The following is a 12,786-nucleotide window of genomic DNA, read 5'->3' as shown; positions in this document are numbered from 1 at the left end:
CTGTCTGCGGCTTCGTCGCCTTGTCCTGATTTAAATTTAATCCACTATAAATAGAGGCCGTCTGAAAAAACATAGATTGTTTTTCAGACGGCCGGTTTCTTGCTTTATTGCGGTGTATTGTCTTCTGTTGTTACGTTTGCCTCGGTAGTGTTTTCTTCACCTGAAGCTGACGCGTCTTCCGGTTCTTCTGCTACCCGCTCGAGGCTGACCAGTTGCTCGCCTTCGTCCAGATTAATCAGGCGCACGCCTGCTGCGGCGCGGCCGGTTTCGCGGATTTGTTCGACTTTGGTGCGGATGAGGACGCCGCCGCTGGTAATCAGCATCAGGTCGTCGGTTTCGCCGACCAAGGTTGCGGCGACCAAATCGCCGTTGCGTTCGCCGGTGTTGATGGCGATATTGCCTTGTCCGCCTTTGTTTTTACGGCTGTAATCGGCAATCGGGGTACGTTTGCCGTAGCCGTTGGCGGTGGCGGTCAGCACTTGCAAATCGCTTTGCGCGGCTTCGGGTGCAAAGGTAATCAGGCTGACGATTTTGCCGTCGGCAGGCAGGCGCATACCGCGCAGGCCGCCGCTGCCGCGACCGGACGGACGCACACCGTGTTTGCCGCTTGGCAGGGCGTTTTCGTTGTCGGCGGTTTCGTCTTCGAGGTCGTCTGAAATTTCGGTTTCGATGTCGGCATCTTGAGCTTCATCGTTGCCGGATTTTTCCCAGTATTCGTTAAAGCGGATGGCTTTGCCCAAGTTGGAGAACAGCATAATGTCGTCCGATCCGCTGGTTTGCGCGGCACCGACGAGGTAGTCGCCTTCTTTAAGCGCGATGGCTTTGATGCCTTGGCTGCGGACGTTTTTAAATGCCGAAAGCTGGACTTTTTTCACCATGCCTTGTGCGGTGGCGAAGAAGACGTATTGGTCTTCGGGGAATTCGCGAACGGCAAGGATGGCGCTGACTTTTTCGCCTTCTTCCAACTGGATGACGTTGTTAATCGGACGACCGCGGCTGTTTCGACCGCCTTCGGGCAGTTTGTAAACCTTAATCCAGTGGCACTTGCCGAGGTTGGTGAAACACATCAAATAGTCATGCGTATTCGCAACGAACAAGGTTTCGATGAAGTCTTCGTCTTTGGTCGCCGCCGCCTGTTTGCCGCGTCCTCCGCGACGCTGCGCCTGATAGTCGGTGGTCGGCTGGGTTTTGATATAGCCGCCGTGGGTCAGGGTAACGACCATTTCGCGTTGCGGAATCAGGTCTTCATCAGCAATGTCGCCGCCGAACGGGTTGATTTCGCTGCGGCGTTCGTCGCCGAAATTGGTTTTGGTTTCTTCCAACTCTTCACGAATGATTTGGGTGATGCGTTCCGGTTTCGCCAAAATGTCCAAATAGTCGATGATTTTCGCCATGATGTTTTTGTAGTCGCCGACGATTTCTTCTTGATCGAGACCGGTCAGGTTGCGCAGGCTCATGCGCAGGATGGCGTCAGCCTGAATTTCGCTCAGGTAATAGCCTTGTTCCTGCAAGCCGAGGTTGGCGGGCAGGCCTTCGGGGCGTGCCATGCGCAGGTCGAGGTCGGTACGGCTCAGCATGTCTTCCACCAAACCGCTGCGCCATGCGCGAGAGAGCAGTTTTTCTTTGGCTTCGGGCGCGTCGGCGGATTCTTTAATCAACCGAATCATCTCGTCGATATTGGACAATGCGACGGCTTTACCTTCGGCGATGTGGCCCTCATGACGCGCTTTTTTCAGGCGGAACAAGGTACGACGGGTAACAACTTCGCGACGGTGGCGCAGGAATTCCGACAAAATTTGTTTCAGGTTCAACAGGCGCGGCTGACCGTCAACCAAGGCAACCATATTGATGCCGAAGCTGTCTTGAAGCTGGGTGAGTTTGTAGAGTTGGTTTAAAACGACTTCGGCGTTTTCATTGCGTTTCAATTCGATAACGACGCGCATACCAGATTTGTCGGATTCGTCGCGCAGGTCGGATACGCCTTCCAACGTTTTTTCGCGCACCAACTCGCCGATTTTTTCCACCAGTTTGGCTTTGTTTACCTGATACGGGATTTCGTCGATGATGATGGCTTCGCGTTCGCCGTTTTTGCCTATGGGTTCGATATGGGTTTTACCGCGCATAACGACGCGGCCGCGGCCGGTTTTATAGCCTTCGCGCACGCCGCTCAAGCCGTAGATGGTTGCGCCGGTCGGGAAATCAGGGGCTTGCAGGATGTTGATCAATTCGTCGATTTCGGTTTCGGGTTCGTCCAAAAGACGCAGACAGGCGTTGATGGTGTCTGTAAGGTTGTGCGGCGGAATATTGGTCGCCATACCGACGGCGATACCGGACGAGCCGTTGACCAACAGCGCGGGGAAGCGGGTCGGCAACACCAGCGGCTCGTGTTCGCTGCCGTCGTAGTTCGGGCCGAAATTGACGGTTTCTTCTTCGATGTCCGCCAGCATTTCGTGGGCGATTTTCGCCATGCGGATTTCGGTATAACGCATGGCCGCGGCACCGTCGCCGTCAACCGAACCGAAGTTTCCCTGACCGTCGATTAAGACGTAGCGCATCGAGAAATCCTGCGCCATGCGCACGATGGTGTCGTAAACCGCAGAATCGCCGTGCGGATGGTATTTACCGATGACGTCGCCGACGATACGTGCCGATTTTTTGTAGGCGGCGTTCCAGTTGTTTTTCAGCTCGTGCATGGCGTAAAGCACGCGGCGGTGCACCGGCTTCAAACCGTCGCGCACATCGGGCAGCGCGCGGCCGACAATCACGCTCATGGCGTAATCGAGATAGCTTTTGCGCATTTCGTCTTCAAGGCTGACGGGCAGGGTTTCGAGTGCGAATTTATGGTCGTTGCGGATAGTTGCGTCGGTCATGGTTTTCTTTATTTCGTATGGCAAAAATTAGCTCGGATTTTAGCATAAAAACGGCTTGGACAGGGCGTTTTGCGGCGTAATGCGGCGAATCCGGGCAACTTGCAGAACGATGGTTGTAAAATAGACAAAAGGTCGTCTGAAACTTTTCAGACGACCTTTTGTCTTGAACCGCAGCTGATGCTTAAGCGCGTTTGCGGAATTCGCCGGTACGGGTATCGATTTCGACTTTGTCGCCGTTTTCGATGTAAGACATCACTTGGATTTCAGTGCCGCCGACCAGACGCGCGGTTTTCATCACTTTGCCTGAAGTGTCGCCTTTAACGGCTGGCTCGGTGTACTCGACTTCGCGTACGATGATGGTAGGCAGTTCGACAGAAATGGGGTTGCCTTCGTAGAAGGTTACTTCGCATTGGTCTTCCATGCCGTCAACGATGAATTTCAACGCATCGCCGATGTTGTCGGCTTCGATTTCGTATTGGTTGAATTCTTCGTCCATGAAGACGTACATAGGATCGGCAAAGTAGCTGTAAGTACAGTTTTTGCGGGACAGGATGACGACGTCGAATTTGTCGTCGGCTTTGTAAATGGTTTCGGAAGCGGCACCGGTCAGCAGGTTTTTCAGTTTCATGCTGACTTTGGCGGAAGAGCGGCCGCCTTTGATGTATTCGGTTTTTTGAACGACCATAGGATCGTTGCCGACCATGAATACGTTGCCGGCGCGCAGTTCTTGTGCTGTTTTCATTGTGATTTCCAATCAAATCGGTTGTAAATAAACGCGCTATTTTAGCGTATTTTTTTATGCTTTGAAATAAAGGCAGCGAGTTTTTCAGGAGCTGACGGCTGATCGAAAAGACAACGGCTCCACTTTTCCGCGCCTTGTCTCCAGTCGTTTTGGTGTTGTTGCAGGGTTTGCCAACATTCGAGGCGTTGTGTTGCAGATAAAGCCTCTCCGCCGTTGAGGTCGTCTGAAAGGCGGCGGTGTGCCGAGGCGGTTTCGGGCGTATAGAATCCATGCGCCTTATTCCAAAAGGCGTGGAGTTTGTCGAGATGGGCATTCTCGTCTTGCGGATAGATGTGCCAAAAGAAGGATTTGCCCGCAAGCTGGGCGCGCACGAAACTGTCTTCGCCGCGTATCACGGCGCAATCGGCAAGGTGCAGCAGTTGGTCGAAATCCTGTTGCGGAACGAAAGGGATTTTGACAAGGCGGACTGAGGTCGTCTGAAAAACATCGCCGTCGTTTTGCAGGGCATTTTGCGGAATGACGCCGCTTTGTTTGAGGCTGTCGATAATTTGCGTACCCGCCAGCAACAAGGTCAACGGATTGCCCGCCTGTTGCCACATGTCCAGCCACTTTGCCCAAATATTGCTCCGATAGCCGAAAAGCAGCCATTCGGGTGCGTTTTTTTCGGGAAGCATCAGCCGCTGACGCAGGGCTTCGGTATCGAAACGGACGGCATCGCAGTAATCGCGCTCGCGTATCAGCCCGCCGCTTTTTTCGCTAAACCCCATAAACCAAAAATATTTTTGAACACCCTCCTGCGGCGAAGGCATCAAGTGTAGCCTTTCATTGCTTTCTTCCGCGCTCAAATATTCCCAATTCAGCCAAAGCGGCTTGTGTTGACGGATAACGTTCAAGACATTTTCAGGCAGGTCGCAGGCGAAAGTTTCGATGACGACATCGGCAACGGGCGCGGTATCAATGTCCGCCGCTTCGACATACCAAGTGCGAACATGAATATCCTGATGAACGCAGGGAACATCGGGCAAATCAGGGCAAAGCGCACGCAAGGCGGAAACATCGTCCGTCCACAAATGCACCTGCCAACCGAGTTCACGATGCAAAACACGGGCAAGCCGCAGGGAAACGCCGATATCGCCGAAATTGTCGATGACGTTGCAAAAAATCCAACAAACAGGAAAAACGTGTGTATTCATAAAAGACTTGAGGTCGTCTGAAATCGGTTTCAGACGACCTTTTCAAAACTAAAACGCGCCGAAATAGTGGAACAAATACACAATCAGCAAAACGATCGGAATAAACAGCAACATGGTTTGACGTTTCAAATCAAACTCTTGCTTAAGATGATGCTTGATGGTTTCGAAGAGGATGAATTTGAACAAAAACGTCGCTTCGCAAGCAAGGATGATGCCGTTGATTAAGTGCTGCGCCTCGTCTTCGGGCGGATTGACGACGAAAACGGCAAGCGTCGCCAAGGGTATCAGACAGACGACGAGCCAGCGAATGATAAGCGGTTTGGACATGGTGTGTAATCAGTTCGAAATAATTGGAAGAGGGCGGTTATTTATGCCGGATTTCCCAACACTGATGGATTTTCTTGTTGCGGAAATCGTCGGGAACGGATTGTTTGGAAATGTCTTTGACGGCGTATTGTTCCGATACCGAGTCGTCCAAGACGAAGCTGCGCAAGTTGTTGGAGAAGTACAAAATGCCGTCAGAAGAGAGCAGGTTCATCGCACCGTCAATTAATTTTTTGTGGTCGCGCTGGATGTCGAGGATGTCGAGCATCTTTTTGCTGTTGGAGAAGCTGGGCGGATCCATGACGATAAGGTCGAACTGTTTGCCTTCGGCGGCGGCGTTTTGCAAATATTGGAACACGTCGGCACGGACGATTTGGTGTTGTTCGGGGCTGATGCCGTTAAGTTTGAAATTGCGTTTCGCCCAATCGAGATATGTGTTGGACAAATCGACGGTTTCGCTGGACGCTGCGCCGCCGGTGGCTGCATAGACGGTAAAGCTGCCGGTGTAGGAGAACAGGTTGAGGAAGCGTTTGCCCGCTGCGGTTTCGCCGACTTTTTTGCGCGTGTTGCGGTGGTCGAGAAAAAGGCCGGTGTCGAGGTATTTATCGAGGTTGACCCAAAACTTGCGGCCGTTTTCGGTGATGACGAAATCGTCGCCGGTTTTGCCGGTTTTCTCGTACTGCTGCAAACCTTTTTGGCGTTCGCGGCGTTTGAGGTGGATTTGTTCGGGCGCAAAACCGGTAACGAAGGCGACGGCTTCCAATACTTCGGCAAGCCACGCTTCGTATTCTTCGGGCTGCATCAGCCAGCCGGTATCGTATTCCTGAAGGTGGATTTGGTCGCCGTAAACATCGACGGCAAAGGGGAATTGGGGGATGTCGCGGTCGTAAATGCGCCAGGCTTCGATGCCGTTGCGTTTCGCCCATTTCATGAGGTGTTTGATGTTTTTGCCCATGCGGTTGGCGAAGGGTGTGATGTCGGTCATGGTTTCAGACAGCCTGAATAAGTATTGGGAAGGGTTTGGATTTTAACGCACTTGATGCCTTTTTGCTTGACCGTTGTCCATAAAATCGATATTATCCGCCGTTCGCCTTTTTATACGAAGCCATCGTCTTCCAACCTAAACCGCCGTTTCGGGCGCGTTTCTTTTATTGCTTGCTGATTTGCCAAGCCTTTCTGTGCAGGTTGTCGTCGATGTTAACCACAAGCAAGATGCTTGCGACAACCCTGTAACTTCACATTTCCCGTATCGTTACTTTCCTTTGCTTCAGGTCGTCTGAAAACCGTTCAGACGTGCGCGTTGTTGTCTCTTTAGGATAGCCATGTCTATTAAATTTGCCGATTTGAACCTTGATAAAAACATTTTGTCCGCCGTGCGCAGCGAGGGTTACGAAAGCCCGACGCCGATTCAGGCGCAAGCCATTCCGTTTGCTTTGGAAGGCCGCGACATCATGGCTTCGGCACAAACCGGTTCCGGCAAAACCGCCGCCTTCCTGCTGCCGACGTTGCAGCGGCTGACCAAACGCAGCGAAAAACCGGGCAAAGGCCCGCGCGCGTTGGTGTTGACGCCGACCCGCGAATTGGCGGCGCAAGTTGAGAAAAACGCGCTGGCGTATGCTAAAAATATGCGCTGGTTCCGCACCGTCAGCATCGTCGGCGGCGCATCTTTCGGCTACCAAACCCGCGCCCTGAGCAAACCGGTTGACCTGATTGTCGCCACGCCGGGCCGTCTGATGGACTTGATGCAAAGCGGCAAAGTCGACTTCGCCCGCTTGGAAGTGCTGATTTTGGACGAAGCTGACCGTATGCTGGACATGGGCTTTATCGACGACATCGAAACCATCGTCGAAGCTACCCCGACCGACCGTCAGACTTTATTGTTCTCCGCCACTTGGGACGGCGCGGTCGGTAAGCTGGCGCGCAAACTGACGAAAAACCCTGAAATCATCGAAGTCGAGCGCGTGGACGACCAAGGCAAAATCGAAGAGCAGCTGCTGTACTGCGACGATATGCGCCACAAAAACCGCCTGCTCGACCACATCCTGCGCGACGCCAATATCGACCAATGCGTGATTTTCACGTCCACCAAAGCCATGACCGAAGTCATCGCCGATGATTTGTACGAAAAAGGTTTCGCCGCCAACTGCCTGCACGGCGACATGCCGCAAGGCTGGCGCAACCGCACGCTGATGGATTTGCGCAAAGGCCGCTGCAAAATTTTGGTTGCCACCGACGTCGCCGCACGCGGTATCGACGTGCCGACCATTACCCACGTTATCAACTACGACCTGCCGAAACAGGCGGAGGACTACGTTCACCGCATCGGCCGTACCGGACGGGCAGGGCGCACGGGTATTGCGATTACCTTTGCCGAAGTGAACGAATACGTCAAAGTACACAAAATCGAAAAATACATCGGCCGTAAATTGCCTGAGCTGACCGTCGAAGGCATGGAGCCGACCCGCAAGCGCAAATCCGCAGGCGGCAAGCCGAAAGGCAAAGGCGGCTGGGGCGATAGAAAATCCGGCGGCTGGCGCGGCGATAAGAAACCGGGTAAAGAAGGCTTCGGCGGCAAATCGCGCGGCGAAGGTTTCAAAAAAGAAGGATTTAAGAAAGGCAGCGAAGGCTTCAAAGGCAAACGTAAAGCCAACGATTCTTTCGGCTCAAAACCAAGCCGTCCAGCGAAAAGAGGCTGATGCTAAAGCCAAATCAATAGCGGGTATAGTGGATTAAATTTAAATCAGGACAAGGCGAGGCAACGCCGTACTGGTTTAAAGTTAATCCACTATATGAAGAAACTTTGATACCGCGTTGCCTAACAAAAAGGTCGTCTGAAAATCGATTTCAGACGACCTTTTTATTATGATGAGACGAAGGAGAGTTTGAGACAGATGGGTTCAATACGCCATAAATTTATACCGGCTCATGCGCCCATTGAGGAAGCGTGGTTTTCTGTTTGCAAAATGCAAATAACCGCTGTCCGCTGAATTTCTCAAACATCAGCTCCACACCGCTTTGCAAGCGCAAAATCAGTGCGGAAGGTGTATCTATTTTGATAAAGTCGATGCGGTGCTGTACCAGTTTTGCAATAGTCGAATACAAATCAAGCTTGTCTGCATGATTGAAGAACCAGGGATTAAGACTTAACCAGCGTCCTCCGTTTAATGGCTCTCCGGGTTGGAAATCAGCACGGATTTGAGTAAGGCGGTCGTCTGAAAAATGCAGTTCAATATTGCCATAAAGCCAGATATTCCATCCCTTTTTCACTAAAAGCCCTTTAGGAACGCATTCGGGAGCGGGGAACATTTGTAAAATCATTTCTGCAGTTTGTCCGATTTCCAGATAATCAAATCGGCCTGTGGTCAGAAAGTCAAACATATCGACAGAAATCGGAAAGTGGTAACGCATGGCAAGCTTCAGACGAGGTAGGAAGAATGGCGTTATATTAGTTCAAAAGTCAAATGCAATCAATTCTTATTTCTATTTTTAGTTGATTTCACTATTTGAGGACATTTCATTTTTTGTACAATTTAAAATTAAGATACTCTCATTAATACCGTCATTTCCGCATAGGTAGGAATATGAAAGTTTGAAGTAGCAGCAAACTCTGAATATTTTTATATGGTGGATTAAATTTAAATCAGGACAAGGCGACAAAGCCGCAGACAGTACAGATAGTACGGCAAGGCGAGGCAACGCCGTACTGGTTTAAAGTTAATCCACTATAAAACCAAGTTGTTTTCGCGGGGAAAGTCCAAGCTACAGATAAAAGAAGGTCGTCTGAAATTTTTCAGACGACCTTTTATTCCCATCAGAGCAATTAACGGCTGCGTTCGATAAAACGGTAATAGGTTTCGCCGTCTTGGACGTAACCCAATTCCACACGGGCAATTTCAGAAATCGCTTCTTGACCGTTCGCCAAATCATCGACTTCCGCAGCAAGGAACTGGTTGCGCAAAGTGAGCGTCTGGTTTTTCTCCTCCTGCACGGAAAGTTGTTCCTGCAATTCTTCCGTATGCCCGATACTGCCTTTTCCAAACCAAAGGCTGTATTGGCAGTAAGCAAGCGCGATGGATAAAACAACAGTTACCCACTTCATACATCAATACCTTTTCTTATTTGCCCAGTTGATAGAATGCGGCTTTGCCGGGGTAGTAGGCAGCTTCTGCCAATTCTTCCTCGATGCGCAGCAGTTGGTTGTATTTCGCCATGCGGTCAGATCGGCTCAATGAACCGGTTTTGATCTGCATACAGTTGGTAGCGACTGCCAAGTCGGCAATGGTGCTGTCTTCAGTTTCGCCCGAACGGTGGCTCATTACGCTGGCGTAACGGCTGCGTTTTGCCAAGTCAACCGCTTGCAAGGTTTCGCTCAAAGTACCGATTTGGTTGACTTTGACCAGCAATGCGTTTGCCACGCCTTTTTCGATGCCTTCGGCAAGGATTTTCGGATTGGTTACGAACAAGTCGTCGCCAACCAGTTGTACTTTGTTGCCGAGTTTTTCGGTGAGAAGTTTCCAGCCGTCCCAGTCGTTTTCATCCATACCGTCTTCGATGGAGATAATCGGGAATTCGTTAACCAAGCCCTCGAGGTATTCGGCAAATTCTGCGCTGGTGTAAGAACGGCCTTCGGCTTCCAAGTGGTATTTGCCGTCTTTGTAGAACTCGCTGGATGCGCAGTCCAAAGCAAACAAGACATCATCGCCTGCTTTGTAACCAGCGGCTTCGGTTGCTTCAACCATCAGTTGCAGGGCTTCTTTGTGGCTGTTCAGGTTAGGTGCGAAACCGCCTTCATCTCCGACAGTAGTCGGGAAGCCTTTACCGTCGCACAGTTTTTTCAGCGCGTGGAAAATTTCGGCGCCGCAGCGCAGGGCTTCGCGGAAGGATTTTGCGCCGACAGGCATAATCATAAATTCTTGAATGTTCAGGCTGTTATTGGCATGTTCGCCGCCGTTGATAACGTTCATCATCGGAACAGGCAAAGCCATAGGACCGGCGCCGCCCAAGTAACGGTACAGCGGCAGACCTGAATCTTCGGCAGCCGCGCGGGCAACAGCCATAGAAACTGCCAAAGTAGCATTCGCACCCAAATTGCCTTTGTTTTCAGTGCCGTCCAGCTCGATCATGATTTTGTCGATGTAGGACTGTTCGTTGGCATCGATGCCGATCAGGGCTTGGGCAATTTGGTTGTTGACGTGTTCAACTGCTTTCAATACGCCTTTGCCCGAGTAGCGGGATTTGTCGCCGTCGCGAAGTTCCAAAGCCTCTTTTTGACCGGTAGACGCACCGCTCGGTACGGCGGCACGGCCCATTACGCCGGACTCCAGCAATACATCGCATTCTACGGTGGGGTTGCCGCGTGAATCCAAAATCTCGCGGGCAAAAATATCAACGATTGCGCTCATGAATATTCTCCAAATGAGGATGAAAAAAGAAAAGTAGCTTTGTTACATTTCAGACGACCTGTGAGTGTCGCTGAAAACACATCAACGGCGATTATACCGATGGTGGTATTGGAATTACGATGAAACCAACTGTAAGTTTGTTTCACGTCAACATCGGTTTGCACAAGAAATAATATCTGCTAAAGCAGCCCCGCATTTTAACAGTTTTTGAGGTTTCAGGGCAGGGGAGCTTGCTGAGAATGCTTTGTTTTAGGCAGGAAGGTCGTCTGAAAAACGATTCGAATGAGCATTTAACCAGCCGATAATATTCAATATCTTTTCGAATTTTGGGATAAATGAGGATGTTTTTAAGGGGTTGGAGAGCAGCATTGTCTAATCTGTGATAGCCGCTGCTTTCAATAATGCGAACCATATTTGAGTGATTATTTAAAGCCCTTACGCCGAGAATGACTCATCCTTTCTCTCCATTTTCTAGGAAATATAGTGGATTAAATTTAAACCAGTATGGCGTTGCCTCGCCTTGCCGTACTATTTGTACTGTCTGCGGCTTCGTCGCCTTGTCCTGATTTAAATTTAATCCACTATAAACAGGATATTTGGGAGAAATATTGATAACTTTGTTGAAAAAGCAAAATCGGTATCAAAATTTCCGGGCATTTATCATCGTGTAAAAAAATGACAAAGGTCCTGCAAAATTTTGTCAAGGTTGGCGTTTAAATGCTATAATGCCGTGCATCTTGCACAAACTGAAAGACTGAGCATCATGCGTATCGTAGAAAAAGCCTATACTTTCGACGATGTTTTGTTGGTTCCTGCACATTCAACCGTGCTGCCACGAGACGTTAAACTTCAAACCAAGCTCACCCGAGAAATCACGCTCAACCTTCCCTTACTTTCCGCCGCGATGGACACCGTTACCGAAGCACGCCTCGCCATTTCCATGGCGCAAGAAGGCGGTATCGGCATTATCCATAAAAACATGACGCCCGAAATGCAGGCGCGTGCCGTTTCCAAAGTGAAACGCCATGAGAGCGGCGTAGTGAAAGACCCTATTACGGTTGCGCCGACGACGCTTATCCGCGAAGTATTGGAAATGCGCGCGCAACGCAAACGCAAAATGTCCGGTCTGCCCGTCGTTGAAAACGGCAAAGTAGTCGGCATTGTTACCAACCGCGACCTGCGTTTTGAAAACCGCCTCGACCTGCCCGTTTCCGCCATCATGACCCCGCGCGAACGCTTGGTTACCGTCCCCGAAGGTACAAGTATCGACGAAGCGCGCGAACTGATGCACGAACACAAAGTCGAGCGCGTTTTGGTCTTGAACGAAAAAGACGAGCTGAAAGGCTTGATTACCGTAAAAGATATTTTGAAAACCACCGAGTTTCCAAATGCCAACAAAGACTCCGAAGGCCGTTTGCGTGTAGGCGCGGCTGTAGGCACTGGCGGCGACACTGAAGAGCGCGTAAAAGCATTGGTCGGAGCTGGAGTCGATGTCATTGTCGTCGATACTGCACACGGCCATAGCCAAGGCGTTATCGAACGCGTGAAATGGGTGAAAGAAACCTATCCGCACATCCAAGTCATCGGCGGCAATATCGCAACCGCCAAAGCCGCTTTGGATTTGGTCGCAGCAGGTGCAGACGCCGTCAAAGTCGGTATCGGTCCGGGTTCGATTTGCACAACCCGTATCGTTGCAGGTGTAGGCGTGCCACAACTAACCGCCATTCACAACGTTGCCGAAGCCCTCAAAGATACAGGCGTTCCGCTGATTGCCGACGGCGGCATCCGCTTCTCAGGTGATATCGCCAAAGCCTTGGCAGCGGGCGCATACAGCGTCATGCTCGGCGGTATGTTTGCCGGTACGGAAGAAGCACCGGGCGAAATCGAACTCTACCAAGGCCGCTCGTACAAATCCTACCGCGGCATGGGTTCTCTGGGTGCAATGAGCCAAGGCTCCGCCGACCGCTACTTCCAAGACAAAACCGACAGCACCGATAAATACGTCCCCGAAGGCATCGAAGGCCGCGTTCCCTACAAAGGTCCGATTGTGAACATTATTCACCAACTGACCGGTGGTCTGCGTTCCAGCATGGGCTATTTGGGCTGCGCCAATATCGCAGAAATGCACGAAAAAGCGGAATTTGTAGAAATTACCTCCGCCGGTATGAGCGAATCCCACGTTCACGATGTTCAAATTACCAAAGAAGCGCCGAACTATCACCGCTAAGGTAAAATGAAAAAAGGTCGTCTGAAAG

Annotated in this window: 10 protein-coding genes and 1 pseudogene; 2 read left to right on the top strand and 9 right to left on the bottom strand. The window is 50.9% G+C overall.

The window, feature by feature from the left end; all coding sequences use genetic code 11:
* Positions 1–104: 104 nt before the first annotated feature.
* The 5 genes from gyrA to DBY90_RS09410 all read right to left on the bottom strand — a co-directional run bounded on the left by gyrA (position 105) and on the right by DBY90_RS09410 (position 6,114).
* Positions 105–2,870, bottom strand: a complete 2,766-nt coding sequence (gene gyrA, locus DBY90_RS09430; protein WP_107987078.1) for a DNA gyrase subunit A — start codon at positions 2,868–2,870, stop codon at positions 105–107.
* Between the two features lie 181 nt (positions 2,871–3,051).
* Positions 3,052–3,612 carry an elongation factor P gene (gene efp, locus DBY90_RS09425; protein WP_002219406.1) on the bottom strand — a complete coding sequence of 187 codons (561 nt, stop codon included), beginning with the start codon at positions 3,610–3,612 and terminating at the stop codon, positions 3,052–3,054.
* Between the two features lie 41 nt (positions 3,613–3,653).
* Positions 3,654–4,805, bottom strand: coding sequence for an elongation factor P maturation arginine rhamnosyltransferase EarP (gene earP, locus DBY90_RS09420; protein ID WP_070492542.1), 1,152 nt, complete (start codon positions 4,803–4,805; stop codon positions 3,654–3,656).
* 48 nt (positions 4,806–4,853) lie between these two features.
* A complete protein-coding gene (locus tag DBY90_RS09415; RefSeq protein WP_003743234.1) occupies positions 4,854–5,132 on the bottom strand; it encodes a hypothetical protein in 279 nt (92 codons plus the stop codon).
* 37 nt (positions 5,133–5,169) lie between these two features.
* Positions 5,170–6,114, bottom strand: a complete 945-nt coding sequence (locus DBY90_RS09410; RefSeq protein WP_070492543.1) for a class I SAM-dependent methyltransferase — start codon at positions 6,112–6,114, stop codon at positions 5,170–5,172.
* Between the two features lie 337 nt (positions 6,115–6,451).
* On the opposite strand from DBY90_RS09410, the gene DBY90_RS09405 reads away from it, so the two are divergent.
* Positions 6,452–7,825 carry a DEAD/DEAH box helicase gene (locus DBY90_RS09405; RefSeq protein ID WP_070492544.1) on the top strand — a complete coding sequence of 458 codons (1,374 nt, stop codon included), beginning with the start codon at positions 6,452–6,454 and terminating at the stop codon, positions 7,823–7,825.
* 217 nt (positions 7,826–8,042) lie between these two features.
* Here the strand turns inward: DBY90_RS09405 and DBY90_RS09400 are convergent, their stop codons facing one another.
* The 4 genes and pseudogenes from DBY90_RS09400 to DBY90_RS12945 form a co-directional block, all read right to left on the bottom strand.
* Complete coding sequence (locus DBY90_RS09400) at positions 8,043–8,537, bottom strand: hypothetical protein (RefSeq protein WP_003743239.1); 495 nt, start codon at positions 8,535–8,537, stop codon at positions 8,043–8,045.
* Positions 8,538–8,949: 412 nt separating this feature from the next.
* On the bottom strand, positions 8,950–9,228 hold the full coding sequence (gene ftsB, locus DBY90_RS09395; RefSeq protein WP_003743241.1) for a cell division protein FtsB: 279 nt from the start codon (positions 9,226–9,228) through the stop codon (positions 8,950–8,952).
* 16 nt (positions 9,229–9,244) lie between these two features.
* Positions 9,245–10,531 carry a phosphopyruvate hydratase gene (gene eno / locus DBY90_RS09390; RefSeq protein WP_039409060.1) on the bottom strand — a complete coding sequence of 429 codons (1,287 nt, stop codon included), beginning with the start codon at positions 10,529–10,531 and terminating at the stop codon, positions 9,245–9,247.
* A gap of 469 nt (positions 10,532–11,000) precedes the next feature.
* A pseudogene (locus tag DBY90_RS12945) lies at positions 11,001–11,117 on the bottom strand (IS5/IS1182 family transposase); the annotation flags it as partial.
* A gap of 177 nt (positions 11,118–11,294) precedes the next feature.
* Here DBY90_RS12945 and guaB point away from each other — a divergent pair.
* A complete protein-coding gene (gene guaB / locus DBY90_RS09385) occupies positions 11,295–12,758 on the top strand; it encodes an IMP dehydrogenase (RefSeq protein WP_019270955.1) in 1,464 nt (487 codons plus the stop codon).
* Positions 12,759–12,786: the final 28 nt, after the last annotated feature.

Origin of the sequence: Neisseria mucosa (genome assembly GCF_003044445.1) — a bacterium.
GTDB lineage: Bacteria > Pseudomonadota > Gammaproteobacteria > Burkholderiales > Neisseriaceae > Neisseria > Neisseria mucosa_A.
This window is presented reverse-complemented; position numbering and strand designations above follow the sequence as displayed.